Origin of the sequence: Tardiphaga sp. OK246, from assembly GCF_900188215.1 — a bacterium.
In the GTDB taxonomy this organism is placed as follows: domain Bacteria; phylum Pseudomonadota; class Alphaproteobacteria; order Rhizobiales; family Xanthobacteraceae; genus Tardiphaga; species Tardiphaga robiniae.
This window is the reverse complement of record NZ_FZOX01000004.1, coordinates 369,471-396,011: the sequence shown is the minus strand read 5'-3', so window position 1 is coordinate 396,011 and position 26,541 is coordinate 369,471. Positions and strand designations below refer to the sequence as shown.

24 protein-coding genes are annotated in these 26,541 nt (G+C 60.2%); 6 read left to right on the top strand and 18 right to left on the bottom strand.

Annotation, left to right across the window (positions count from 1 at the left end):
* Position 1 precedes the first annotated feature (1 nt).
* From CHC01_RS20210 to CHC01_RS20195, 4 genes are all read right to left on the bottom strand, one after another.
* On the bottom strand, positions 2 to 2,359 hold the full coding sequence (locus tag CHC01_RS20210; RefSeq protein ID WP_089266021.1) for an acetamidase/formamidase family protein: 2,358 nt from the start codon (positions 2,357 to 2,359) through the stop codon (positions 2 to 4).
* A 128-nt stretch (positions 2,360 to 2,487) separates the two neighbouring features.
* Positions 2,488 to 3,729 (bottom strand): acetamidase/formamidase family protein, encoded by a 1,242-nt coding sequence (locus CHC01_RS20205; RefSeq protein ID WP_089266020.1) that lies wholly within the window; start codon positions 3,727 to 3,729, stop codon positions 2,488 to 2,490.
* A 46-nt stretch (positions 3,730 to 3,775) separates the two neighbouring features.
* A complete protein-coding gene (locus CHC01_RS20200; RefSeq protein WP_089266019.1) occupies positions 3,776 to 5,386 on the bottom strand; it encodes an amino acid ABC transporter permease/ATP-binding protein in 1,611 nt (536 codons plus the stop codon).
* 49 nt (positions 5,387 to 5,435) lie between these two features.
* Positions 5,436 to 6,302, bottom strand: coding sequence for an ABC transporter substrate-binding protein (locus tag CHC01_RS20195; protein ID WP_244558473.1), 867 nt, complete (start codon positions 6,300 to 6,302; stop codon positions 5,436 to 5,438).
* A 606-nt stretch (positions 6,303 to 6,908) separates the two neighbouring features.
* Between CHC01_RS20195 and CHC01_RS20190 the strand changes: the two genes are divergently transcribed.
* Positions 6,909 to 7,442, top strand: coding sequence for a flavin reductase family protein (locus tag CHC01_RS20190; protein ID WP_089266017.1), 534 nt, complete (start codon positions 6,909 to 6,911; stop codon positions 7,440 to 7,442).
* Between the two features lie 219 nt (positions 7,443 to 7,661).
* Here the strand turns inward: CHC01_RS20190 and CHC01_RS20185 are convergent, their stop codons facing one another.
* The 11 genes from CHC01_RS20185 to xoxF5 all read right to left on the bottom strand — a co-directional run bounded on the left by CHC01_RS20185 (position 7,662) and on the right by xoxF5 (position 21,481).
* Complete coding sequence (locus CHC01_RS20185) at positions 7,662 to 8,939, bottom strand: flavin-containing monooxygenase (protein WP_089266016.1); 1,278 nt, start codon at positions 8,937 to 8,939, stop codon at positions 7,662 to 7,664.
* Positions 8,940 to 9,104: 165 nt separating this feature from the next.
* Entirely contained in the window at positions 9,105 to 9,851 is a 747-nt protein-coding gene (locus tag CHC01_RS20180) for a class II aldolase and adducin N-terminal domain-containing protein (RefSeq protein ID WP_244558439.1), read from the bottom strand.
* 340 nt (positions 9,852 to 10,191) lie between these two features.
* Positions 10,192 to 11,145, bottom strand: coding sequence for a LysR substrate-binding domain-containing protein (locus CHC01_RS20175; RefSeq protein WP_089266014.1), 954 nt, complete (start codon positions 11,143 to 11,145; stop codon positions 10,192 to 10,194).
* Between the two features lie 136 nt (positions 11,146 to 11,281).
* Positions 11,282 to 13,048: an ABC transporter permease subunit gene (locus tag CHC01_RS20170; protein WP_089266013.1), complete on the bottom strand. Its 1,767-nt coding sequence runs from the start codon at positions 13,046 to 13,048 to the stop codon at positions 11,282 to 11,284.
* A gap of 22 nt (positions 13,049 to 13,070) precedes the next feature.
* Positions 13,071 to 14,405, bottom strand: a complete 1,335-nt coding sequence (locus tag CHC01_RS20165) for an LLM class flavin-dependent oxidoreductase (protein ID WP_089266012.1) — start codon at positions 14,403 to 14,405, stop codon at positions 13,071 to 13,073.
* A gap of 56 nt (positions 14,406 to 14,461) precedes the next feature.
* The gene (locus CHC01_RS20160; protein WP_089266267.1) at positions 14,462 to 15,526 is read right to left on the bottom strand and encodes an ABC transporter substrate-binding protein; all 1,065 of its coding nucleotides are present in this window, start codon (positions 15,524 to 15,526) and stop codon (positions 14,462 to 14,464) included.
* A 54-nt stretch (positions 15,527 to 15,580) separates the two neighbouring features.
* Complete coding sequence (locus CHC01_RS20155) at positions 15,581 to 16,663, bottom strand: ABC transporter ATP-binding protein (protein ID WP_089266011.1); 1,083 nt, start codon at positions 16,661 to 16,663, stop codon at positions 15,581 to 15,583.
* A gap of 562 nt (positions 16,664 to 17,225) precedes the next feature.
* Positions 17,226 to 17,789, bottom strand: coding sequence for an S-(hydroxymethyl)glutathione synthase (gfa, locus tag CHC01_RS20150; RefSeq protein ID WP_089266010.1), 564 nt, complete (start codon positions 17,787 to 17,789; stop codon positions 17,226 to 17,228).
* Between the two features lie 76 nt (positions 17,790 to 17,865).
* Positions 17,866 to 18,975, bottom strand: a complete 1,110-nt coding sequence (locus CHC01_RS20145; protein ID WP_089266009.1) for an S-(hydroxymethyl)glutathione dehydrogenase/class III alcohol dehydrogenase — start codon at positions 18,973 to 18,975, stop codon at positions 17,866 to 17,868.
* A 101-nt stretch (positions 18,976 to 19,076) separates the two neighbouring features.
* Positions 19,077 to 19,568: a c-type cytochrome, methanol metabolism-related gene (locus tag CHC01_RS20140; RefSeq protein ID WP_231081034.1), complete on the bottom strand. Its 492-nt coding sequence runs from the start codon at positions 19,566 to 19,568 to the stop codon at positions 19,077 to 19,079.
* 107 nt (positions 19,569 to 19,675) lie between these two features.
* A complete protein-coding gene (xoxF5, locus tag CHC01_RS20135) occupies positions 19,676 to 21,481 on the bottom strand; it encodes a lanthanide-dependent methanol dehydrogenase XoxF5 (protein ID WP_089266008.1) in 1,806 nt (601 codons plus the stop codon).
* Positions 21,482 to 21,928: 447 nt separating this feature from the next.
* On the opposite strand from xoxF5, the gene CHC01_RS20130 reads away from it, so the two are divergent.
* Together CHC01_RS20130 and pqqA are read left to right on the top strand one after the other, a co-directional pair.
* Positions 21,929 to 22,906, top strand: coding sequence for a helix-turn-helix domain-containing protein (locus CHC01_RS20130; RefSeq protein WP_170849575.1), 978 nt, complete (start codon positions 21,929 to 21,931; stop codon positions 22,904 to 22,906).
* Positions 22,907 to 23,026: 120 nt separating this feature from the next.
* Complete coding sequence (gene pqqA / locus CHC01_RS20125) at positions 23,027 to 23,107, top strand: pyrroloquinoline quinone precursor peptide PqqA (protein ID WP_081421972.1); 81 nt, start codon at positions 23,027 to 23,029, stop codon at positions 23,105 to 23,107.
* A gap of 87 nt (positions 23,108 to 23,194) precedes the next feature.
* Here pqqA and CHC01_RS20120 read toward each other — a convergent pair whose 3' ends face one another.
* Positions 23,195 to 23,503 (bottom strand): EthD family reductase, encoded by a 309-nt coding sequence (locus CHC01_RS20120; protein ID WP_089266006.1) that lies wholly within the window; start codon positions 23,501 to 23,503, stop codon positions 23,195 to 23,197.
* 175 nt (positions 23,504 to 23,678) lie between these two features.
* On the opposite strand from CHC01_RS20120, the gene CHC01_RS20115 reads away from it, so the two are divergent.
* Both CHC01_RS20115 and CHC01_RS20110 read left to right on the top strand, forming a co-directional pair.
* The gene (locus tag CHC01_RS20115) at positions 23,679 to 24,551 is read left to right on the top strand and encodes a DUF6662 family protein (RefSeq protein ID WP_244558438.1); all 873 of its coding nucleotides are present in this window, start codon (positions 23,679 to 23,681) and stop codon (positions 24,549 to 24,551) included.
* 77 nt (positions 24,552 to 24,628) lie between these two features.
* Positions 24,629 to 24,838: a hypothetical protein gene (locus CHC01_RS20110; RefSeq protein WP_068734580.1), complete on the top strand. Its 210-nt coding sequence runs from the start codon at positions 24,629 to 24,631 to the stop codon at positions 24,836 to 24,838.
* Between the two features lie 3 nt (positions 24,839 to 24,841).
* Here CHC01_RS20110 and CHC01_RS20105 read toward each other — a convergent pair whose 3' ends face one another.
* The gene (locus tag CHC01_RS20105; protein WP_089266005.1) at positions 24,842 to 25,198 is read right to left on the bottom strand and encodes a hypothetical protein; all 357 of its coding nucleotides are present in this window, start codon (positions 25,196 to 25,198) and stop codon (positions 24,842 to 24,844) included.
* Positions 25,199 to 25,301: 103 nt separating this feature from the next.
* Between CHC01_RS20105 and CHC01_RS20100 the strand changes: the two genes are divergently transcribed.
* On the top strand, positions 25,302 to 25,643 hold the full coding sequence (locus CHC01_RS20100) for a hypothetical protein (RefSeq protein ID WP_089266004.1): 342 nt from the start codon (positions 25,302 to 25,304) through the stop codon (positions 25,641 to 25,643).
* A gap of 26 nt (positions 25,644 to 25,669) precedes the next feature.
* Here the strand turns inward: CHC01_RS20100 and CHC01_RS20095 are convergent, their stop codons facing one another.
* The gene (locus CHC01_RS20095; protein WP_089266003.1) at positions 25,670 to 26,500 is read right to left on the bottom strand and encodes a quinoprotein dehydrogenase-associated SoxYZ-like carrier; all 831 of its coding nucleotides are present in this window, start codon (positions 26,498 to 26,500) and stop codon (positions 25,670 to 25,672) included.
* Positions 26,501 to 26,541: the final 41 nt, after the last annotated feature.

The following is a 26,541-nucleotide window of genomic DNA, read 5'->3' as shown; positions in this document are numbered from 1 at the left end:
CTTATGATTTTGACGTGTGATCGAACACCCGCTTGCTCAGAATGGCATGAACGCCCCAATTGCCGTCGACAACCTGCGTCACGCCGAAGTCGACGGCGACCGACATCAACGCGATCGCCTCATCCTCGGTGAGACCTTTGATGTTCATCAGGAAGCGCCGCATCTTGCGAAAGGCGTCCTTCATCGCGAGATCGAGCGACGAGGTCGCATAGACCTCGCTCTGCCCCTTGGCGCCGAATTCAGCGAGATAGTTCGGATGGCTGAAGCCCATCAGCACCCAGTCACTCTCGGTCTCGATCAGCGGATAAGTGAGATCGGCGAACGCCTGGCCGGCGAGATTGCCCTTCTTGTGCAAGACCACCTGGAAGGTTCCGGTCATCGAACATTCGATCGCCGTGCCACCGAGTTCGCCGTCGCCCTGCGCGGCATGGGGATCGCCGACGGACAGCAATGCGCCGGGCACCGATACCGGCAGATAGACCGTCGATCCCTTGCCGAGCCGCCAATTGTCGAGATTACCGCCAAAATAGGCTGGCGGCACAGAATCGACGAGATCGGCTTCTCGCGGCGCCACGGCAATGACGCCGAAATGCGGACGCAGAGGAATGCGAATGCCGTCGAGCACGTCATGCCGACGGCGCACAGAGGCCGGCGTAATCGGAATGCCCGGATAGTCGTAGGTGTTGTGCACGGTGCCGAACGGATCGGTCTGCGGCTCCCAGCGATACGAGTAGAGCGCGCGCGCATATGGCACGTCGTCGTGATCGAGAATTTCGTAGATCGTCACCGCCTCACGCGCATTCTGCTCGGCGAGAAATTCCTTGTAGTGATAGCCCCACCATGCCGCGACACTGCTGCCGAAAACCTGACCGTCGAAATCCGGATTTCGACTGGCGCGCGGCACGATGTCGAGGATGCGGATTTCCAGCACGTCGCCGGGCTGCGCGTCCTTGATCGCCACCGGCCCGGTGCAAATGTGGACGCCGAAGCCCTCGCCAGCACCACGGCCATAGATCGAGGCGTCCATCGGACCGGCACCGCGGCGATCGACATTCTTCTGATCGCGCGTCCAGCGGAACACGCTTTCAGCGCCGACATCACCCTTGATCATCCGCTCGGGATCGTCGGACGCGTGCTGCGTCAGTGTTTCGATGGTGATCGTGTCACCGGAATTGATCTCGATCTGCGGCGGCAACGAGCGGCTGAAATAGCCCCAGTGCACGCGAGATGCATCGGCGGCGAGATGATGATGCCGCTGATTCTTCGAAGCATCCGTGATGCCGTGCGTGATCGTCGCGGCCGGCGCCGGCTGCGCAATCTTCCCCGCGGTCGATGGCGCGTGCTGGCTGCGCAACTGCGCCAGCGCTTCCTGCGGCCAGCCGCGTTGTCCCGCCGCCGTCGCCGATGCCGTCAGGCGCTCGGCTTCATTCTGGCGGAATTCGCGCGGCGACAGGCCGAAGCGGTGACGGAACGTGCGGCTGAAATGCGCGGAGTCATTGAAGCCGGCACGAAAGGCAATCTCGGAAATCGAGTGATGTGCCTCGGACGGATTCGACAGATCGGCCCAGGTGCGCTGCAGCCGGCGTTCGCGCAGGTAATGCGTAAAGCTGCTGCCGGTGCCTTCGAACAGTTTCTGCAGATAACGTTCGGAGATGCCCTCGGCCTGCGCCACCTTGGCCGGCGTCAGATCCGCATCGTCGAGGCGTCGCTCGATGGTTTGGCACAGCCGATGCAAGGTCGCAGCCTTGGTCGCCGTGCCGCTGAGATCGGCCATCGGCTCGGCCAGTTGACGTGTAAAGGTCGGCAACAGATCGGCAAGACTTTGTGCGATCGCCGACCATTCGGCATCGGATAATGTTTCGAGGTTGCGGGCCGCCTGTTCCATCATACGCGCGAACACATCTCCGAAGCCGCCGGGGCCTACGATCTGGACATCGGCGATGGCGGGTGCACTGGCGCGGCGACTGTGCAGCGGATCGGACGTCACCGAGAGCACCACCGCGCGCATGTCGCGCTGGAACGATACGCTCCAATCGCCCTTGCGGGGTAACAGCAGCAGATGCCCGACGGCGACGATCTGATGTCCGGCGGCCGTCTTCAGCGCGACGCCATCCTCAAGCGGCAGCAGCACCAGGGGATGGTCGCTGGCCAGATCCGACAGGGGCGAGATCGCCTGCGCGCCAGCAGACAATTTGGCCAGTGCAATACCTTCGAAGGTGCGACGAACCGCGGTGGCGTGGCCGTGATGCGTGGTCGTTGCAGCCGTCGGCTGCAGGCCAATCGAACTCAGGACGTCGCGCCATGCTTCGGGACGGTCGTCTTCAGAATAGGATTCACTGGTGAACGGACGGAGGCTCATGCATCGACCTTCATAGCCGAAGCGAAGCAACCTCCGTGCCATCCCGAAGGACGCAGCGCCCTGCCCTGCAACTTCCCCGATCACCGCGCTATCATCCTCATAGCCGAATTCAGTGCAATTTCATCCGCTTAGTCGCAACGGAAGACATTCTTGCGGATTGTGCCATGGACGCCCCAATTGGCATCGACCACCTGCGTCACCCCGAAATCCGCACCGACCGACATCAGCGAGATCGCCTCGTCTTCACTCATCTTGTGCACCGTCATCAGGAAACGCCTGAGCTTGCGGAACGCATCGCGCATCGCCCGATCGAGGCTGGAATGATTGGCGACGTCGAGCTGTGCATTGGCGCCGAGTTCGGCGAGATAGTTCGGGAAGGTGAAGCCGTAGACCGACCAGGCATCGGGCGTTTCCAGCATCGGATGGGTCAGGCCTTCGAGGGGCGTACCGCCGAGGTCACGATGCTTGTGCAGGATGAACTCGAAATCGCCGGTCAGCGAGGTCTCGATGGCCGTGCCGCCGAGCTCGCTGTCGCCCTGCGCGGCATGGGGATCGCCGACCGAGAAGAACGCGCCGGGCACCGCCACGGGATAGAACATCTTGGCGCCCTTGCCGACGCGCCAGTCATCGATATTGCCGCCTGTATAACTCGGCGGGATCGACGACACGAAATCCTCCTCGGATGGCGCGAGGCCCATGGTGCCGAAATGCAGCCGTGCCGGCACCCTCACATTGGGCAGGATGTTATCGCGTTTCCTGATGGTCGCGTGATCGACGCGCACGCCGGGATAATCGATGGTCGGATGCAGGATGCCATCGGGATCGATCTGCGGCGTCCAGACATAATTATAGACCGCCTTGGCAAACGGCTCGCCCGACGTATCGAGCTCGAAGATCGTCACGACCTCGCGCGGCTTCGGTTCCTCGATCAGGTCGTGATAGTGGAATCCCCAATTGGCGGCGACGTTGGAGCCGAAGCACTTGCCGGCATAGCAGGCCTTGCAGGCCGGCCGCGGGCGCACGTCGAGAATACGCACTTCCAGCACATCGCCCGGCTCCGCGCCTTCGATCGCCACCGGCCCGGTGAGCAGATGCACGCCGACGCCTTCGCCTGAGCCGCGGATGAACGGACCTTCCGTCGGGCCGGAGCCGCGGCGGACGACGGCCTTGTGCTCGCGGGTCCATTTGAACACACTCTCCGCGCCGGGATCGCCTTCGATCATGCGCTCGTAATCGTCATTGGCATGATGCGTCAGCGTTTCGATGGTGGCACGGTCGCCCGACTTCAGCGTCAGCGCGGGCGTGACCACCTTGCTGAAATAGCCCCAGTGAACGGTCTTTGGCGACACTGGAAGAAGATGATGCTTCATGCTGAGGCCCTCGGTAGAAAATGGACGAACTTCACAGGCGCGGCGATCACGAGACTTCCGCCTCCATCGCATTGAGGAAACGCTGCGCGACGGGATTGCGCGGATTGGTCAGGACTTCACTCGCTGGGCCTTCCTCGATGATCGCGCCTCCGGCGAGCAGCACCACGCGGTCGGCCACTTCGCTGGCAAAGCGCAGCTGATGCGTCGAGATGATCATGGTCAGACCGTCCTCGACAGCGAGGCGGCGGATCACTTCGAGCACTTCATTGACCAGTTCGGGATCGAGCGCCGAGGTCGGCTCGTCCAGCAACAGCACGCTCGGATTGGGTGCGATCGCGCGGGCGATGGCAACGCGCTGCTGCTGGCCACCGGACAGATGCCGTGGCAGCGCATCGGCGCGGTGGCTGAGACCGACGCGCGCCAGGAGTTCATCGGCACGGCGCTCGGCATCGGCGCGCGCGACGCCGTGCACCCAGCGCAGCGGACCGGCGATGTTTTCCTTGGCCGTGAGGTGGCCGAACAGGTTGAACTGCTGGAACACCATGCCGACGCCGACCTCGGCGCGGGCATTCGCCAGCAGCCGCGGCGACAGCGGCTTGCCATGCGCGTTGAAGCCGAGCTGGCGGCCGGCGACCTTGATGGCGCCGCCGTTCCACAGTTCGAGATTGTTGATACAGCGGAGCAGCGTGCTCTTGCCGGAGCCACTTGGTCCGAGCAGCGCGATCACTTCACCGATCCTGACCGTGATGTCGACGCCGTCGAGCACTACATTCCTGTCGTAGCTCTTGCGGAGATCGGAGACCTCGACGGCGACATTGTTGCGCGCCAGCATCTCCGCGCGTTTGGTGCGATCGGCGCGTTCCGGCCGCATCCGCGGCGGCGGCAGTTCGGCGACACCGCCGTCGGGCAGGATTTCCGGCGGAGCGCCGGCATCCGGAACCAAGGGATCGTCGATACCCGGGGCGCGGTACCACGGCAGGAAGCGCATAAATGTAGTTTGCTTCGCCGTGCGATCGAGGTCGAACTTCCATTCCAGAAGCAGTTGGATGCCGGCGATCGCCGCTGTGAGCAGCAGATAGATCAAACCGGACGCGAAGAAGATCGAAAAGAAATCGAAGGTCGAGGACGCTAGCTGCGTCGAGCGCAGCGTCAGCTCCTGCACGGCGATGACGGAGGCTAGCGACGAATTCTTCAGCGCGCTGACCGCTTCGTTGCCGAAAGCGGGGATCATCGACCGGATCGCCTGCGGCGCGATGATCCGGCGCATCAGGACGCCCGGGGTCATGCCGAGCGCCTGACCGGCCACCACCTGACCGCGGTCAACGCCGAGCACGCCGGAGCGCAGCATCTCGGCGATGAATGGCGCTTCGTTGCCGGCCAGCGCCAGGCCGGCTGCGAGAATGGCGGGAAGCTTGATGCCGATCTGCGGCAGGGCGTTATAGGCAAACACCATCTGCAGGATCAGCGGGGTGCCGCGAAAGATCACGGCATAGACCCGGGCGAAGGATGCCAGCGGCTTGAACCTGCTGAGCTGCATCCATGCCAGGATCACACCGAGGATCAGCCCGCCGCACAGACCGAGGGCGGTGACCTGCAAGGTCGCCTGGATGCCCTCGATCATATACGGCATGCTGAGATAGTGGAGGAACAGCTCCATGGAGGCAGAAAGCCCTTACGTGAGAGTGATCCTTGCTTGCGGGCCGGCGTTACTTCACCGTCAGCAGGCCGGGCTCCATCAGGTTTTCCGGATCGAGTTTCCACTTCTTCAGCAGTGCGAGCTGATCACCGGACTTGTAGATCTCGGTGAGTGCGGCCTTCACCGCATCGCGGAACTTGGGCTTGTCCTTCGGCACGGCAATGCCGACCTGATAGGGGATCGTCACCGCGACCGCCTTCTCGAGCTTGTCCGGATAGGCTTTCACCGCGTTGTCGACGGTGTTGACGTCGTTGATATAGGTGTCGGCGCGGCCGGCAAGGATCGCCTGAATGCAGTTGGCATTGTTGTCATAGAGCTGGATGGTCGGCTCCGCTTTGCCTTCCTTCTTGCATTCCGGCCCCAGCGCCTGGATCAGCGGCACTTCGACATAGCCGGTGTTTTCCGCCGCAGCCGTGCCGCACAGCGAGGTGTTGATACCGGTGATCTTCTTCGGATTACCCTTGGCGACGAGCACGCCGTCGAACACCTTGGAATAGGTGATGAAATCGGCGGCCTTGGCGCGCTCCTCGGTGGCATAGATGTCGGAAATCACGATGTCCGCCTGGCCCGATGCCAGCGTGGTCAGCAAGGTCGCGAAGGTCACAGCTTTGTAGGTCAGCTTGAAGCCAAGGCATTCGCCGATCTGCTCACCGAGATCGATATCGAAACCGATATATTTGTTGGGATCCTTGGGATCGATCGATTCATAGCCCGGTGTATGCGGATTAATGGCGTTGACGAGTGTCTTGCCTTTCCAGTCCGGATATTTCGCCTGCAACTCGGCGCAAGCCGCCGGCACGGCCGCCTGCGCCGACATCGGAACAAAGGTGCCGACCGCCAATAGCGCGCCCACTGCCGCCGCACGCCATCCGATCATCGCGCCCGTTTCAGGCCAAAGCCTACGGATGTCAGCAAAATGCAACTTGACCATTCGATCGCTCCTTCGACGTTGTCATGGCCTGAACCATGTTCCTAACCTCGAAGAAGCCTACGGGCGCATGTCCGCAGAAAGCTTGTCCCGGGACGTACAATAATTTGGATCGTCCGCTCCCATGATTTGGGCAGAGCTGCCACATTAATGGGCGGCGGGGCTCTTACCAGGCAGATCGTATTCACCAAATGACGGCTGCGCGCCAGAAGCGGCGTCGAGCCATCGGCTCCGCAGTTTACATCGATCGGTTAGATGGAAAGATGATCGGCGGCGCTCGCGCGTACAAGGACGACCAGCGACCCTGGTATGATTGCATTAGCTTCTGCAATTCACGATGAGAGATGCACCGGCCACACGCCCGTTTGGCTACCGCAACTTGGCACTTTTGAAAATCAGAAGCATCGCTCTCAAAACCGATAATTTATCGCAGTCATGGGTTGGGCAACTCTAGGGAGCAAGATACGCATCCGCGGATCGGCGGCGAGCAGCTCAAGGGTGCTCGTGAAGGATACCGCTCGCTCCGAGCGGTCAGCTCCTTAGAGGTCCATAACCATGGTACTGCGCGATCAGTTCTTGGCCGGCATGAGCAATGCGGCCTGCACCGTGAGTATCGTAACGACGGATGGCACGGCTGGCCGCCAGGGCGCGACGGTATCGGCAATGTCGTCCGTCTCGGCCGACACGCCACAGCCAACCTTGCTCGTCTGCATCAACGAGACCAGTGCGACCGCCCAAGCGATCAAGGTGAACGGCGTGTTCTGCGTCAACCTGCTGCGGGACGATCAATCCGGCATTTCGGACTGTTTTGCGAAGCGATGGACCACCGGGGACGGCGACAAATTCTCGTGCGCGACATGGGCTTCCGACGTCAACGGCTCTCCCCGTGCGGTCGATGGACTGGTCGCCTTCAGCTGCACCCTGTCATCGTGGAAGAAGATCGGCACCCACTACGTTTTCTTCGGCGAAGTCCAGGACGTTGCCCTCGCCACAGAGGGATCGCCTCTGATCTACGCGAACCGCGCCTATCGGTCTGCCGTGCCCATCGCCCCGCGATCGGCCCCGGCATCCGGTTGCAACGCTAGCTGACGATTGGTCGTCAGCGCGTAAGATACATGCGTGCCGTGACCGGACTACTCGCTCATCGATCATGTCGAGAAGCGCGCGCGGACGGAGCCCTCCGCCCCGCCTGTTCCGGAATAACTGCCGTACCGTCGATCTCCACGAGCCATTCTGGTCCCGCCAGGGCCTGAACCGCGAGCCCTGTCGACACTGCGACGAACCTGCTCCGGAGCCTGCCAGTACGGACTAGCTTGCGTGCCCGACCGCGCGTCGCGCCGATGTATCGTAATCGGTGTAGCGCCGCTGCGTTGAGATGCGGTCCGCCAGATGCTTCGCATCATGCCAGACGCCCCAGATGAATGCAGACCCACGGCGCGACTGCCAGGGAAGTCCCAGAAAATAGATCCCGGGTTCGGAAGACACGCCACGCTGGTGCTTCGGCTTGCCCACCGCGTCGAATGCATCGACTTTCAGCCAGCTATAGTCGGTGGCAAAACCCGTGGCCCAGACAATCGATGTGATGCCGGCTGCTGCGAGATCCAGTTCGCGCACCGGATCGGTCACACAGTTGGGATCGGGCCTGACGATGCGCGCGTCCGGCTCAGGCGGCAAGTCCAGTCCAAACCGCGCGATATAGGCATCGGCCTCGTCCAGCAAGCTTCTGTAGGACGCATCGCCCAGGGCGATGTTGTCGGCGAGGTCATTCGCGAACAGCACCTTGCCCTGATCATACATTACCGTCGAACCGACGAGATGCATGCCTTCGGCCGCCAGTCGCCGGAAATCGACGGTTTGGCCGCCACGCGCGCCGCTCACCGCAATTGTGACGTGCTCGGTGCCCGGCTGCTTCGTTTCCAGGTCCCATTTTCCGAGCACGCCGAGCCACCAGCAGAAGTCGCGACCGCGATAGGCCCGCGGCGGACGTTCGTGCGGCCCGACCGACAGATGGACGCGCCTGCCCGCACGCAGCAATTCGTCGGCAATCTGGCCGCCGGACGAGCCTGCGCCAACGACCAGGACGGCGCCTTCCGGCAACTGGCCGGGATTGCGATAGTCGTTGGAATGCAGCTGGATGATGTCTGCGCGTTGCGGAACGATCTGCGGAATGACCGGCACCTGAAACGGTCCGGTCGCCGCGACCACGTTCATCGCTTCGAAATTGCCCGCGGAGGTCCTGACCATGAATCCCGGCTGTCCGGCCATCCGTTCGACCGATGTCACATCGACGCCGCAGCGCACCGGCGCTGCGATCATTTCGGCATAGGACACGAAATAATCCGCGACGCTTTCCTTGCCTGGAAACGAGTCGGGATGCGCACCGGGAAATTCCATCCCCGGAAAACGATCGTGCCATGCGGGGCCGTTGGCCACCAGCGAATCCCATCTGGCGGTCCGCCAGCGGTCGGCAATCCGATGTCGTTCGAGCACCAAATGCGGCACGCCCGCCATGCCCAGATGTTCGCTCATGGCGAGACCAGCCTGGCCTCCGCCCACCACAATCGTGTCTACGCGCTCGATCGGCATCCCTGTATCCACTTCTGACCGCCCGAAACGCTCCACGGCCGGATCATCCACGCATCGATGCTGAAGCAACGCACCAGCACGCGAACATTATCATTTGGCTTCCCAGTGCTTAGGCTCGACCGATGTGAAGGCTCCGCGCACCGATCGACGCATAACGACGAACGCTCAATGCGCGTAGGACGGATCTTCCGCATCGAGCAGCTTTTTCATTTCGGCGAAGTGCGCTTCGGAAAAATCGGTAAGGCCTTCCCAGTCGTGTGCGGTGCGTTCGGCGATATCGTCGGGCAGCACGTTCAGTGGCTGACCGGTGGCATAGGCCTGCACCAGGGTCTGGCACGCACGCTCGATGGTGTACATGTCGTCAAACGCCTCACCGACCGTCCTCGCAGCAATCATCACGCCATGATTTCCCATCATCAGGCGCGAGCGGTTGCCCAGCAGCTTTGCCAGACGCGCGCCCTCCTGCTCGCTGTCGGCCATTCCGGAATATGCGGCATCCAAAGCGACACGATTGAAATAGCGCGCCGTGTTCTGGTCGATCGGTTTGATGTCAGGATTGGCCAGCGTGGCGATGGTCGTGACGAAGGGTGGATGCAGATGCAGCACGACGCGCGCCTGCGGAAGCAGGCTGTGCATCTGGCTGTGGATCGACCACGCGGTTGGATCTACGGATGCCTGACCTCCGAACGAGCCATCTGCATCGAGATCGAACAACACGAGATCGCTGGCCTTGATTCGCGAGAAGTGTCTCCACTTCGGATTCATCAGGAATTTGCGACCATCGCTCGACACTGCCGCGCTGAAATGATTGGCGACAGCCTCGTGCATGCCCAGCCTTGCAAACAGGCGGAAGGCAGCCGCGAGGTCAATTCTCAGCTGGCGTTCGTTGGAAGCATTCGGTTCGGTGGTCAATGACTGTCTCCGATTTGCGAAACATATGCTGCGCACCGCCGCGGGCTGCGACGATAGTCTGTCGAGGCTCTGGCTTCGACGCGCCAACGTTGATCGACGCTGTGAAGAGGCGACCCAACGGCGCGCACCGAAGACCGGACGTTTGTCATCACATCTGAATGATGCGGCTCGAACGCTACTCGGCGGATGCGCTGGACTTGTGATTGAGCTTACTGAACCTGCCGGTTTCGGCCTAATTCGCTTTCGCGAAGGGCACCTTCCGCTTTTCCGAGGCATGCCTGCATAGTTGGCAGCATTGATCCTGAACCGGGCAGGATCGGCGCGAGCCGGCGCGCCCTGCTCACTTCTTTCCGGATAACGGATGATCGACGCCGGGGGCCACCATGCCGGGTATGTAGTCCTCGGAAATCAGTGCCTGGCAATGCGCCTGAAACGTTTCGATCAGGCGCGACTTGGTCAATTGCGCCAGTGTCGCGACGCCGATCACCATCGGGCGGTATTCACCGACAAGCTTCACCCGGACGACCTTCCTGCCGTCGAGCGCCGTATCAGATCTCGGCCTCACATTGGCCAGCGTATAGCCATAGCCATTCGCAACCATCGTGCGAATGACATCCTGATATGCCGAACGTCCGCCGATGCGCGGCTCGAACCCCTCGCCCATGAACAAAGCGAGGAAATATTCGCGGCTTAGCGGGAGATCCAGCAGCAGCAACGGCTCGTCGATGAGCTCGGTAAGCGATACGGCCGATCTGGATGCAAATCGGTGGTTCTCGCTGACCACGACATGCACGGGCAGCTGCGCCAGCGGCGTGAATGCGATCCCCGATGGCAACTGCAGGTCGTAAGTGATGACGACATCGATCTCGGCACAGCGCAGCCCTTCGAGAAGTTGCTCCTGGTTGAGTTCGATATGCCTGATCTGGGTATCCGGAAATGCGGTGGTGAACGAATGCGCCAGTTCCGGCATGACCATCGGCGCCAGTGTCACCAGACAGCCAACCGTGATCTGGCCACGGACCTGCCCGTCGACATCGGAGGCGACCGAATAGAGTTGCTCGGCCTGATTGAGTACGTTCTTCGCTTCCCGGAGCAGACTTCGCCCGGCCGGCGTCAGCGACAGACCGAGCGCGTGATGCCGGACGAACAGTTGGACGCCCAGCTCTTTCTCAAGGTGTGAGATGGCCGTCGAGATCGACGGCTGCGATATGTTGATGCGTTCGGACGCGAGCGTAATACTGCCCGTCTCCCCGGCAGCCACGAAATACTCCAGCTGTCTTAACGTAAAACGCATTGCGAACCCGCGATCTTGCCATCGGCGTTACGGGCCGCCATGTCGATGCGAGTGTTTCCAAGCAGGCCCGGACGCTCGCATCCAGGCTTCCGCGATCCGATGCTCGCTTTTTATACACCTGTCCCGATGGGCGCGGTCAAGCCGGCTTTCGCCAATAGCTGATGACCTCCATCAGCAGGAACAGCACCGTCACAACGCCCAGCACGACAACGGACGCAGCCGCTAGGGTCGGGTTGATCTGGAGGAAGATGTCGCTCCAAAGCTGTTTGGGGAGCGTCGTGATCAGACCACCGCCAATGAAGAGCGCGATCGTCAACTCCTCAAAGGAGATGAGGAAGGCCGTGATCAGCCCCGCAACGATGCCACCGCTGATCAATGGCAGCGTAATCCTGAAAAATGCTTTGCGAGGTGAGGCCCCGAGCGTGAGCGCCGCGTCATCCAGCCGCCAGTCATGCCCGCGCAAGGTCGACAGGACGATGATGAAGACGACGGGCGTTGCGATCACACTGTGGCCGAGCACGAGGCCGACATCTGTCGCGATCAGCGACATCTGTGCGAACAGGTAGAACAGGCCTATCGAGATGACGAGATGCGGCACGATCATCGGCGACATGAAGAAGATGAAGATGGCGCCCGCCAGTCTGCTTCCCGAGCGGACGACCGCAAAGGCAACGGTCCCCGCCACCATGATCGTCAGCGCCGCGCAAGCCACGCCGATTCCGAACGACCGCGCGGTGGCAGCCATCCAGATCGGCGACGCGAAATAAGTGTCGAACCAGCGAAGACTGAAGCCAGGCGGCGGAAAGGCAAGGAAGCTCCCGCTCGTAAACGCCATCGGGATGATCGCAATCACGGGGACGAGCAGGATGGCGATCACGAGCAAACTGTACAATCCGAGCAGGCGGGATCCCGGCAATCCACGAAACGTATTACGATAGCTGCGCGCCACCGGGTCGAAGATGTTGCCGATGCGGCCGGCGAGCCGGAGGCCAAAGCGACGGACACGGCTGTCCGGCTGCGATTGCCCGCTGCCGCCCCCCATGCCCGAAAGACCGAATACGCGGTCGAACAGCACCACTGCGATGATCGCCCCGGCGAGCAGGATCACACCGAACGCGCTCCCCTGCTGAAGATTCTGCAATTCGTTGATCTGCTCGATGATCAACTGCCCCACCATCGTCTCGCGCGGGCTGCCGAGCAGCGACGGGGTGATAAAGAAGCCGAGCGACGTGATGAAAATCATCAGGCCGGCGGTCGCTACGCCGCGCATCGAAAGCGGAAGAAAGATCCGCCAGAATGCCTGCGTCGGACTCGCGCCCAGCGTCGTCGCAGCCGAGAGAAGTGACTTGTTGACTTGGTTCAGTGTCGGCATCATTGCGATAACGCAAAGCGGCACCAGCGTGTGTACGATGCCAAACAGCACGACCGTCTTGTTGAACAGCAGCCGATCGCCGGCTCCGCCCATCGACATGATGAGCTGCGCAAAACTGCTGTTCCGGCCGAACAGGACGAGCCATGCAAAGTTCTTGACCAGAGCGCTGGTCCAGAATGGCAGCAGGATCAGCATCATCATCAATCGCTGGCGCCTCGCCGAATGCCGGCTTAGCCAGTAGGCCAACGGATAGCTGATCAGCACGCAAAGCACCGTCACCTGGATGGCGACGGTGAATGTGGTCGTCATGACGCGGCTGTAGGATGGCGATGTGAAGACCGCCAGCAGGGCCTTCAAAGAGAAGCCGCTGTCGCCTCCCCATATGGCCGACACGAGTATGTGCAGCGTTGGCCACAGGAAGAAGATCAGCAGGAATGCCACGCCTGGCAAGGCAAGCCAAACAGGTCCGAAACGAAAGCTCGGCTTCTCCGTCACCGAGAGGATTTCTGAAGATAGGTCTAACGACGTCACGTCCCCCCCCGATCGCTGACTGCTACAGCGAATTCTTGTTGGCGACGGGATAGAGCCCGAGATTCTCTCTCAGAGTCTTCCCCTTGTAAGCCGTCTTGTAGATGCCGCGCTCCTGAAGGACCGGCACGACCTCATCAATGAACTCCTTCAGCGAACCCGGAACAACTGCAGGCGACAGCATGAAGCCGTCGCAACAGCGCTGCTCGATCCAACTCTCCATGAAGTCAGCGACTTCGTTGGCCGTGGCGCACATGGCCTTCGACCCCCTGGTATATTTATTGGCCATCTCGCGCAGCGTGAGCTTCTGGCCGCGGATCATGTCCGCGATCTGATTGAAATAGGCCTGGTGCAGATTGGACGAGGCCGGAATGCGATCGACGGGCACCGGCTCGTCCAGCGGCAGATCGAGCAGATTGACCTCCAGATCATTGCTGAGCGCCATGACCTTCACTTCGACCGGAACCAGCGACTGCAGATATTCAAATTTTTCCTTTGCTTCCTCGCGGGTCCGGCCAATCACCGTGCTCAATCCGGACAGAACGAAGAGCTGCGATTCATCTCGGCCGAACTTCGGCATCCGGCCCTTGAGATCGCTGTAGAACGCCTTGGCAGCCTCGGGCTCGGCGCCTGTCCCGAACACGATTTCGGCGGTCTGCGCGGCCAGCTCCTTGCCGCTCTCAGATGCGCCAGCCTGGATGATCACAGGATGCCCCTGCGGCGGTCGCGCGATATTGAGGCCGCCATGCACCGTGAAATATGCGCCCTTGTGATCAACGGTGTGAAACTTTTTGGGATCGAAATAGATCGCCTTCTCCTTGTCGAAGACAAACGCATCCTGATCCCAGGTGTCCCAATAGGATTTCACGAGTTCAAGGCATTCGCGCGCTTTGGCGTAGCGCTCGCCATGCGGCGGCAGCCGGTTGAGGCCGAAATTGCGGGCTGCATAGTCATTAGCCGACGTCACCACGTTCCAGGCGGCGCGTCCGCCTGTGATGTGATCGAGCGACGCGAACTGCCGCGCGATATTGTAGGGTTCGAAGAAGCTGGTCGAAACCGTCGCCCCGAGGCCGATCCGTGACGTCGCGCCGGCCAGCGCTGCAAGCAGCGTCACTGGCTCCATTACGTTCTGGAACAGCGGCGATCGTGTCCAGATGTCGAGATTGTCGGTGCGCGCCGCAGGCGTATCGGCGATAAAAAAGAGGTCGAGCAAACCGCGCTCGCAGAGCTGCGCGACCTCTTTGTAGTATTCGACATCATTGACGCGACCGGCCTCGGCGTCCGGATGCCGCCAGGCGCCCTTATAGATCCCATGCGGATGGACAAGCGCCGATAGAACGATCTGCTTTTTGGATGTCATCGTCAGTACCAATTCGAATTCACACTAGCGAGGTTGGACGTTGCGGCGAACTCGGCTCAGGTGAGCAACCATTCGTCCATGCGCTTCTTGACCATCTGCCTGTTGGATTGCGACCACCAGCGCGGATCCAAGGGCACGAGACCGGCGAAGTTCGCCGGATTGGTCGCAAGGATCTTCGCGCGCTCCGGCGCGATCGAGTCGAAGGCCTTCTTATTGGTCGGGCCATTCGCCACTAGATTCGAATAGGCGGCCTGCCGGTCCGGACGCATGCAGAAGCGGATGAATTCCTTGGCCAGCGACTGTTTGGGGCCATTGATCGGCATGGCCCAGCCATCCACCGAATACAGTCCCTGCCAGACGGGCGTGAGCTTCGCGCCGCCCTGGATCGCGCTATACACGCGCCCCGACCAGGTATCGGCCATGTCGACCTCACCGCTCTGCAGTATCTGGGTGTTATGCGCACCGCTGGTCCACCAGACCGACACGTTCTTCTTGATCTTCTCGAGCGACCTGAACGCGCGATCGACGTCGATCGGATAGAGCTTGTCCGGCGCGACGCCATCTGCCAGCAACGCCATTTCCAGCGAGCCCCAGCCCGCGCGATAGAGGCCACGCCGGCCGACGAATTTTTCAGTGTTGAAGAAATCGGGCCAGCTTTTCGGTCCGTTGTCGCCGAATTTCTCGGTGTTGTAGGCCATGAGAATGCCGAACACGGAGAAGCCGAGCCAGTTCTCGGTCAGCATGCCCGGGACCAAATCTCCGGTTTCATCCTTCAGATCAAGCGGTGCGATATAGTTCTTTCCCTCCTGAAGGCGAAAGATGTAATCCGGGATCATCATGCAGGCGTCCCAGAGATAGGTCTTCGTATCGACCATCAGCTTGAACTGCGTGACGGGATCCGGGTCATGCGCAACATTGACGACCTGAATGCCGGTTTCCTTCTTGAACGGCTCACAGAAGGCCACACGAATCGCGTCGCCGGCCGCGCCCCCGACATCCGCGACGGTGAGAGACTCGGCCGCAAACCCTGACTTTGTCAGGATCGACGGCATCGCCAGCGCGCTACCTCCGAGGACGGTGGCCTTGAGGAGCGTGCGTCGGTTCAACGTGGTGCGCTTCATGAGGTGTTCCTTGATGGTCGACTCGGATGAAAAGATGGGTGGCATCCTGGTAGGCTAGCTCTCGAGGATGCGAATATGCTGGGAATCCCACGCTAACGAGACGCGTTCGCCCAGCCGACCACGCTGCGCGCCGCCGGGAACGCGGACCGTGAAGACCGAGCCATGCGGCAACTCGACCATCATGCGCGTCTCGGAGCCGGCGTAGATCTGCTCGATGATCGTGCCGTCCAGGAGGCCTGCCCCGCTGTCGCCGATGCGGACATATTCGGGCCGGATCGCAACACTGCAGACTCGACCGGGAGTCGCATTCTTGGGCGTGCCTCCGATATCGATGGCCCGGTCGCTGATGTCCGACCGGATCTGCGTCGCATTTACCATTTCGCCACTGATGACATTCGACGTCCCGATGAATGTCGCCGCGAAAATACTCTTCGGCTTGTCATACAGTTCGAGCGGCGTTCCGAGCTGCTCGATCGCACCGTCATTCATCAGACAGATGCGATCGGACAGCGCGAGCGCTTCCTCCTGATCGTGAGTCACGAAAACGATCGTCGAGCCGGTCTCCCGGTGGATCCGCTTGATCTCGACTTGCATGGCCTCGCGGAGCTTGCGGTCGAGCGCCGAGAGCGATTCATCCATCAAGATCAGCGACGGCTTATAGACAAGACATCGGGCCAGCGCGACGCGCTGCTGCTGTCCGCCCGACAATTCGTGCGGAAAGCGCTTGCCGAACTTTTCAAGCCCGACCATGTCGAGCGCACCGGCAACCTGCGTTGCGGACACCCGGTCCGACTGCCCGCGCATCTGCAGCGGAAATGCAATATTCTCCTGCACCGTCAGATGCGGGAAGAGTGAGTAGTTCTGAAACACGACGCCGATATCGCGCTTGTAGGGCTCCAGATCGGTCTGATCTCGGCCATCGATGATCAGCCGACCGCTGCTCGGCTTCACGAGGCCCGAGATGAGCTGCAGCAGCGTCGTCTTGCCGGAGCCCGACGGTCCAAGAAGTGTGAGCAGTTCGCCGGTGAAGATTTTAAGTTCGATCGGATTCAGCGCTGCTGTGGCATCATAGAATTTGCAGATACCCTGAGCATGCAGCTTTACTGCATCGCTCGCAGAGGGTGATGTCGATGCCATCGGGACCAGGCTTCCATGCACTAAGTCAAACCTCTTCTCTGCCGCTCTGAACGAAAGCTAGCCGTGCCTCATCTTCGGGTAAATTAGGAAAAACCGCCGCTGTTCTTTGGATTTGCCGAAACGCGTTTTTTTGCTCAATTAGGAAGCCGAAGCGTTCGACAAATGCTCACTCTTTGAGCCTGAAGCTCATATACCGGGGATCTTGTTGGACAATCGTGGCGTCAATTTAATCGCGAGGTAGGGACCTTGCTGTTGCTCAAATCCGGACATTCTGCAGGCCAGTTGGCAGAGTTGGTGAGGGATGACCTTCGTCTTAGCGCGTCCACACCCCGTGCCTGGTGAAAGAAGGAGCATGACGGGCCCTTACGGGCTCTCCTTCTTCCTTCGTGCAGTCAATGCTGTGAGTATTGTCGCGACAAAGCAGCGGGCCGATCGCAGCGAGGCCGAAGCGCGATTATTCGGGTGACCCACAAAGTCGAAGCCCCTTGCCGGGGCAAATCTACCAATAGCAACGCCGGTGGCGACATGTCGCCACCGGCGGATGCTCATATGCTGTGTTGACTCAGGCCGCTTTGGCCGTTGCCACGTGATTGGCGAGGACATCCATCAGCGCAGGCGAAAGGCAATCATAAGGCTCGAGTCCCAATTCCTTGAGACGCGACCGTATTGCGGTCATGTCGCTCGGCTTCACGCCGGATTCAATCACCGACGAGACGAAAGCGGCGAAGCCCGGCGCGGCCGAGCCGGATTCTTCGAACAATTCGGGATGTATGAAGTCGAGGCCGTAAAATGCATGGCCCTTGTTCTCGATGCGGCCGAACATGTGGGTGCCGCATCCGGTGCAGGCATGGCGCTGGATGGTTGCGGCCTGATCGACGATGCGCAGCTTGTCGCCGTTTTGCAGTACGGTGACGTTTTCACGCGGAACCACCGCGACGACGGAGAACGTCGCGCCGCTCGGCTTCCAGCACTTGGTGCAGCCGCAGGCGTGATTATGAGCGACGTCACCTTTGACGCTGACCTTGACCGGCTTGTCGCTGCATTTGCAGACCAGCGTTCCGCCGGCAAAATGGCCCGAACCTTGTTTGACACCGCCGTCAACGGACGGGTGGATATGAACAGTCATCAGTCTATCCTCCTGGTATGATGCGTCACTTGTGTGAAGCATTGTTGTATTGGCACTCTGGTGTTGCAGCTTGCATTCAGAACACGACCACCGATCGGATCGATTTTCCTTCGTGCATCAGATCGAATCCCCTGTTGATCTCTTCCAGCTTGAGCACATGCGTAATCATCGGATCGATCTCGATCTTTCCGTTCATGTACCAGTCGACGATCTTGGGAACGTCGGTACGACCGCGCGCGCCGCCGAAGGCTGTGCCTTTCCAGACGCGCCCTGTGACGAGCTGGAATGGCCGGGTCGCGATCTCTTTTCCGGACTCCGCAACGCCAATGACAACGGAGACACCCCAGCCGCGATGGCAGGCTTCAAGCGCCTGGCGCATGACCGTGGTATTGCCGGTGCAGTCGAAGGTGTAATCGGCGCCGCCATCGGTCAGCCCCACCAGATGCTGAACAATGTCGCCATCGACCTTCTTCGGATTGACGAAATGGGTCATGCCGAAGCGGCGGCCCCATTCTTCCTTGTCGTCATTGATGTCGACGCCGACGATCTTATCGGCCCCGACCATCCGTGCGCCCTGAATGACGTTGAGGCCGATGCCGCCAAGGCCGAACACTACGACATTGGAGCCCGGCGTGACCTTCGCCGTATTGACCACGGCACCGACACCCGTGGTGACGCCGCAGCCGATATAGCAGCTCTTGTCGAACGGGGCGTCGTCGCGGATCTTCGCCACTGCGATCTCCGGCAGCACCGTGAAGTTCGAAAAGGTCGAGCAGCCCATGTAGTGGTAGATCGGCTTGCCCTGATAGCTGAAGCGCGAGGTCCCGTCCGGCATCACGCCCTTGCCCTGGGTGGCGCGGATCGCGGTGCAGAGATTGGTCTTCTGGCTCAGGCAGCTTTTGCATTGCCGGCACTCCGGCGTGTAGAGCGGAATGACGTGATCGCCGGGCTTGACCGAGGTTACGCCGGGACCGACCTCACGCACGATACCTGCGCCCTCATGGCCGAGGATGGAAGGAAAGATGCCTTCGCTGTCGAAACCATCGAGCGTATAGGCATCGGTGTGGCAAATGCCGGTCGCCTTGATCTCGACCAGAACTTCGCCTGCCTTCGGCCCTTCGAGATCGATATCGACGATCTCAAGCGGTTTCTTTGCTTCGAAGGCGACTGCGGCGCGGGTCTTCATTCTCAACTCCCTCGGTCATTTGATCTTGCGTCATCCGGTCCCGTGCGGTCCGAGCCCGCGTCATCCGGCACTGCAGGTCAGCGGATCGCTTGTGATCCGCATCAGTGTGGTTTCCCCATGCAGGCGCTCTCGGCCTCGGTATAGGCTGCGGGTTTTTCCTCACGCTTGCCCGGGCGCACACGGCCGACTGCATCATTGGCGCGCGCACGCAGATAGACGTAGAGATCGTCCATATAACAGGCGACATTGGTGTTATCGCCAAAGGCCGGCATGACGCTTTCCTGCGACGTGCTGACATTCTTGCGACCGCTGGCGACAACACCGAGGAAGTCGCCATAGCTCATCGTTTTCAGCGAGTCCTTCAGTGCCGGTGCGTAGGTCGATCCCATCCCATCCGGGCCATGACAAACGTGGCATTCCGAGTGATAGCGCCGGTAACCCGAATATGTGTACCAGTCGATGGTGCCATCGGCGGAAACGTTGAAGGTCGGATTGCCCTCCTTGTCCAAATACTTGCCGTCTTCGGATTTAACGGCTTTCGGATCGCCGGCATTCTCGGCGAAGCTCGTATTCCCAGAGGCCACGACAACAATCGTGGCAATGACAGACCAGATGTGACGCAATAGCTTGTCCTCGGCATTCGATTTCAGAAAAGACCGGCGCATGGACGAAGCCATGCGCCGGTGACTGATGCGTCAGTTCACTGTGGGAGTGCAAAGACCGTCAGCGCGCCGCCGAGTGCGGTATAGTTGGTCAGAGCTGCGTAACCACCGACGGCACCGAGACCGGCAGTCGGATCCGTCAGACCCGCTGCGAGACCGATGCCGGCCCAGCCGCCGACGCCTGACAGGACGGCGATATACTGCCGGCCATTGTTTTCGTAGGTGGTGACGTTGCCGATGATGCCAGACGGAGTCTTGAACTTGTAGAGTTCCTTACCCGTCTTGGCATCGACCGCCTTCAGGTAGCCTTCCAGCGTCCCGTAGAACACCACGCCACCGGCAGTGGCGAGCGCTCCCGACCAGACCGAGAACTGTTCCTTGTTGGACCAGACGATCTTGCCTGTCTTGTTGTCCCAGGCAATGAAGTTACCCATATGGGTTTCGCCCGGAGGCGGATACATCGACAGCGTCGCGCCCACATAAGGCTGACCGGCGGTGTAGTTCACCTTGAACGGCTCATAGTCCATGCAGACATGGTTGGTCGGCACATAGAACAGCTGGGTATCCGGCGAATAGGCTCCGGGCTGCTGATCCTTGGTGCCGAGTGCTGCCGGGCAGACGCCCTTGGTGTTGACGTCTTCACCTTGCTTCTCGGTGGAGTACTGATCGACCACTTTCGGGCGGCCATAGGTCGGCGACGACTTGTTCATGTCGACACCGGTGGTCCAGTTCACCTTCGGATCGTATTTTTCGGCAACCAGCAATTCACCGGTGACACGGTCCATGGTGTAAGCGAGGCCGTTACGATCGAAATGCGTCAGCAGCTTGCGGTTTTGGCCGTTCATTTGCTGATCGCTGAGGATCATTTCGTTGACGCCGTCATAGTCCCATTCGTCATGCGGAGTCATCTGATAGACCCACTTGGCCATGCCTGTGTCGGCATCGCGCGCGAAGATGGTCATCGACCACTTGTTGTCGCCCGGCCGTTGCTTCGGATTCCAGGTCGAGGGATTGCCCGAGCCATAATAGACGAGGTTCAGCTCCGGATCGTAGGAGGTCCAGCCCCAGGTGCAGCCACCGCCGATCTTCCACTGATCGCCTTGCCACGTCTTGATGCTGGAGTCCTTGCCGACGGGCTTGCCGAGCGCGGTGGTCTTCTCCGGATCGACCATGATCTGGTCGTCCGGTCCTTCCGAGAAGGCACGCCAAGCGAGCTTGCCGGTCTTCAGGTCATAGGCAGTCATGTGGCACTGAACGCCGAATTCGCCGCCCGAGATGCCGATCAGGACCTTGTCCTTGACCACGAGCGGGGACGACGTGCCCGTTGCACCCTTGCCAGGGTCGCCGTTCTTGACGGTCCAAACTTCCTTGCCGGTCTTGGCGTCGAGTGCGACCAGCGTGGTATCGGCCTGGTGCAGGAAGATCTTGCCATCCGCATAGGCAACGCCGCGATTGACGGTGTCGCAGCACATCACCGGAATGACGTTCGGATCCTGCTTCGGTTCATATTTCCAGACGATCTTGTTGTCCTGCGACAGGTCCATTGCGTAGACCTTGTTCGGGAACGGCGTATGCACATACATCATGTTGCCGATGATCAGCGGACCGCCTTCGTGGCCGCGCAGAACACCGGTAGAGAAGGTCCAGGCCACCTGCAGCTTGCCGACGTTAGCCGCCGTGATCTGGTTCAGCTTCGAATAGCGCGTATTGGCGTAGTCGCCCGCTGGCATGACCCAGTCTTTCGGGTTCTGCGCCATCTTTGTCAGTTCATCATTGGCGATGGCAACACTCGCGGCAGAGGCCGCCATTGTGCCAAGACAGGTCGCAAGCAGCACCTTTCGCATCGTGATGTCCTCCCAGACATAATGCCGGGTCTCGTCAAGCGGCCCAGCTTCATTTTGGTATCTATGAGTAGCAAGATCCGCTGCTGCGTACTTGCCCAAGAGCGAAGCAGGCTTGCTCGACAGAGAACCCGTGCAAGATAATTTTCTCGTACATTGACGAAAAACCTGAACGGTATCTGGAAAGACCACGCCTTTCGCACTGCACACGGATCGCCGCACTGCGACCTAAGGGTGATGTTTCACTTGACGGGGCTGGTATCGAGTCAGAGGATCGACAAGGAGAAGTGAGTTACTCTGACCACAATTCACGAGCTGCGGGCTGTGCCGTTACATATTGTTTCGCACATTTTTCCATATGTGCTTCGTTCGATATGTGCTTCGTTCTGTAAGTATAGTTCCGTCTCGTGACGAATTGTTACGTGACGACCTTTCATCGGTGAATTGTTCATGTCCGATACGCTTAGTTCTCTCAGCACATCCGGATTGACGCCGACAAGGCAGATCCAGGTTTGGTCAGATGCCCTGACCGATCTGTGCGGGCGTTTTGACATCGATCCGCTGGAAGCATCCACATTCGATGCGCTGATCAGCTGCACATCGGTTTCGCGGCTGAAATTGTGTCACATCGAGGCGAGCCAGCACCGAATCGGCCACGCGGCCCCGCGAATTCGGCAAAGCGATCATCCCTACGTGAAGATCGTGTTCCAAACTTATGGCGTTTCGCATTTCGAACAGGACAGTCGCCGGATCGATATCGGGCCCGGCGATTGCCTCGTCTATGATGTGTCGTGTCCGCATACCATCGTCAGCCCGGCCTTCACACGCCATGACGTCGTGATCGTGCCCAAGGAGCTGCTGCATGAGCGCGGCCTCGGTGCGGGAAATCTGGCCGCCTGCAAACTGTCGGCGCGCGCCGGCACCGGGCGCATCGCACACGAATTTGTACAGGCCGCCTTCCACGAAGCGACCAGACTATCGCCAAACAGTGCCATCGGTGTTGCCGATTCACTGATTGATCTGTTGCTGTTGCCGCTGCGCGAAGTCGACATGACGCTTGATCGTGTCGGGCCGGAAGCCATGTATGTCCGCGCGCAGGGTTTCATTCGGGAACATTTGCGGGACCCCGAGCTCAGCATCGATCAGATCTCGTCCGCACTGCACTGCACCAAACGTTATCTGCATATGCTGTTCAGCGACCGCGGGATAACTGTCAGCGACTATATCTGGCAGGCGCGGCTGCAGAATTGCCGGCAGGAACTGGAAGCGCAGAACGGAAAGACGATCACGGACGTCGCATTTTCCTGGGGCTTCTCAAGTTCCTCGCATTTCAGTCGCGTGTTCCGGAAATATTTTGGCGTGGCTCCATCCGCGATACACAAAGCGCATCACGGCCATCAGCGGCCTGCTCTCACCGAGGAAGTGTAGTTTCACTTCGGTTGCACGTGCACATTTCGCGCCGCAACCTGATGAGTTAAGTTGAAAGACGTCGCCTCACTGCTTATCGTGCGGCGGCGCAATCATCGCGCAAACTCTGAGGAGACCAAGATGAGCTGGAAGACTCCGAAGATCGTGGAAGTGCAGGTCGGCATGGAAATCAACATGTACGCCTGCGCGGCCCGTAAGTAACAGATTGATCGTCTTGATCGATCTCTCCCGGCTCGCAGACTGCGGTTTGTGAGCCGGGCAGAGGCCGCTGAACCCGCGTTGCGGCTGTCAGGCGTCCTTCGTATCGAAAATCAGAAGCTCTACGCCGCCATCCGCAAAATTCGCGAGGTCGCCTGCTGCAGCCTGCCCTTCCGGCGAGGCGAGGCCCAGCTTGAGCGCTGCAACCGTTTCGAAATCCAGCGCGGCGACCAGATGAATATCGCTGTCACCCGTCGGCGTTGTGACGCCCCCTGTGCTGACACCATAGTGTCTCAGCCCCGGAATCTTCTTTGCCAGCGGGATATGTACAGATTGATAGTATTTGTCGAAGGCTGCGGGCTTCTTCGGTGTTTTGTAGAGGACCAGGAGTCTCGCCATGGACATATCCTTCCCTGACTATTGGCACTAACGGCGCGCCGCATGCGTATAGCAACCGATCCTGGTGCGATGTTCAAGTCAATCGCAGAGACGTCTTCGCGGCTGGGCCAATTTCGACTAGGCTCGCGCGGTGCATTATCTCTATATATACGCCTCTCTTCGATGACAGGATTGGATGCAGGTGCAGCGCGGCGTCAGGACAGTCTACGCGGCGATTCTTGCATTCAGCACGCTGGCCGTGCCGAGCGCTCAGGCCGGTGACATCGATACCGAGCATATTTTCGGCTTCATGATCGGCAGTGACGTCGGCCGGGTGGGCGAGCGGGAATTCCAGAGCGAGACGACCGGGCGATTCGGCAAATCCGGCGGTCGCTATCGCGCGGGCGAGCAGGAATTCGAACTGGAGTTCGTTCCCGCCAAGGACATTCGCATCGAGATCGGCAGCAGTTTCTCGGCCCATCGGATCACTGGCGTTCCCGGATTCGCCGATCAGCGCACGCTCGCCTGGCAGGGGGCATCGCTGGATTTCCGCTACAGATTTCTTGATCGCGAGACGGCCCCCGTCGGCATGACGCTCGCGATCGACACACAGTTCAACGGGATCGACGAAACGAGCGCAGCGCGGGTCAGGAGCTACGGCACTGGGCTCACGCTGGCCTTCGATCGGGAGATCGTCCCTGACGTTGCTGTTGCGGCGCTCAATCTGATCTATCAGCCGGAATGGACGCGCTATGTCGATACTGGAACGCGGGAACGCGAGGCGAGCATCGGAGCGGCGCTCGGCGTCATGATGCAGGTGCGCCCCGGCATCCTTCTCGGAGGCGAGGCGCGCTATATGCGCCGATATGAAGGGATCGGCCTTGGCGAACTGGCTGGTCAGGCGCTGTTCGTCGGGCCAACCGCCTATGTCCAGCTTTCGGACCGATCACGACTGACTGCCAGCTGGAGCACGCAAGTATGGGGCCGCTCCGAGGTGCCGGGATCGTCGCTGGATCTGGTCAGTTTTGAGCGTCACCAGGCCCGTCTGGTTTACGGGATCAATTTTTAGCCTGGAAATCGCCGAAACTTCGCGCTGACGGGCGCGTATTTCAGATGTTATCGTCCGGTACGATCTGGGATGCCGACATGAATATGATCAATCTGGTCCTGACAGTCTGCGCGGTAATGTCGCCGAACACCTGCGAAGAGCGGAACCTGTCGTTCACGGCAGACTTCTCACTGCATCAATGCGCCATGGCAGCGCCGCCCTACATCGCCCAGTGGATCGGCGAACACCCGAAATGGACCGCGGTGAAGTGGCGCTGCGAATATCCGCATAGCCATGACAAGGCATGATCGTTACTTGTTGCAGTCCTGCAGGTCCTTGTCCGCAATCGAGAATACCGCATCGGCCTTGATCTCGATATTCCTGACCACGCACTGGCGCGCCTCGGAATAGCTGACCTTGGCGTCGTAACTGCCGGGCTCTATCCCCGTGATGCGCAGCCGCTCGTCGTGATCGACTTCCTTATCCTTGTCCGCCAATGTCAGGTTGGCGCTCCATTGCTGCTTTCCTGCCGGGGATAGCTGGAACCCGGTAATGGTCGATGTCGTCAGGTTCCAGAGCCGGATGCCCTTGCCGGCTTTGCCCTGGGCATGAGCATGGCCTGCGATGAGCAGCAATATGACAGCCATCGATAGAGATGCGCGTGACATGTCCCCTCCATATCTGTTCGGCTTATTGAGCCGTTTCGTTTTCTTAGTATAGTTTGCCAGTCGTCTTCGCCAGCTTTGCGAGGCTCTCGTGGGACCCGATCGAATGACAGGATATCTCGTCACGCTTGCGGCCGTTGCCGTTTTGTCGGGATCGGCAAGGGCGGCGGAGGTCAATGACTATCCGACCTCCGCGCGCGCCGAATATGTCTTCGGCTGCATGAAAGCGAATGGCGAGACCCGGCAGTCGATCGAGCAATGCTCGTGCTCGATCGATGTCGTGGCGTCGCTGGTGCCCTATACCCGCTATATCACGGCGGAAACGGCGCTGAGCATGTCGCAGGTGCGGGGCAATCTGAGCGCCCAGTTCCGGACCTCGGAGCAGGCTAACAGCGCCATCAATGACGTCAGGCGTGCCCAGGCCGAGGCTGAGGTGCGCTGCTTCTAGCGCTATGCTGTGCATGATGCGCTGCGTTACATGCCGGAGCCATTGACCTTCCACTCATGCCTGAACTGATGTCCATCGGTGTCCTTGGCCTCGGCGCGGAACGTCTTTGCGCCATTTGAGACGTAAGTGAATCGAATATTCGGGTCTTCGGAGATCGAGATCCCGCCCTCCACCGACAGGACCGGGCTGTTGTCCTGCCAAAGCTGGAGCCGGTCGACATAGAGGGCCGGGATATAGAGTTGCGAGACCTGATCCATCTGCAGGCCGGAATTATTGGGGTGGCCGATCATGACCTGCGCCTCGCGCGTACCGCTTTTTTCCTCGTTTTGCGCTCCAGCAAACTCCCTGTAGCGCATCTGGCCCAACCGGCCCTTGGCCTCTTCGGCATTCTTCGCCGCCGGCGCAGAGCAGCCACCGGATGCCTTCACATAGGTTTGCACCACATGGAGTTTGCCGTCACTGGTCTCCGCGACGGCATGGACGTTGGTGTAATTGTTGATTCGAACACGGGTGGAAATCTCCGAGACGTTTGCGTCGGCCCCGAGCTTGAATTTCGCGGCCATGGGCGCCGGGTTCTGGTCGATCACCAGCGTGATCGTCACCACCCGCGAGCGTGCGTCGAATGTCGGCTTGAGGCGCAACGTCACCGGCACGATGGCAGCATCCTCCGCGCGCGTCGGCATCTCGAGTGCGATCAGGTTGCTGCCGTCTTCCATCGGTCGGCTGTCGAAAATATCCTGCACCAGCCCCGGCCATGGATCGTAAGGCTCCGGACCGGCCGCGGACACAGAATGCGGACTGAGTACGGCGCTCAGCAGGATGGCGGCACAGACGCTGCGGATTGCAAATTCCGGCATGGTACGGCCCTCGCAAGGGAAGAAGCGACGCGCTTGATACT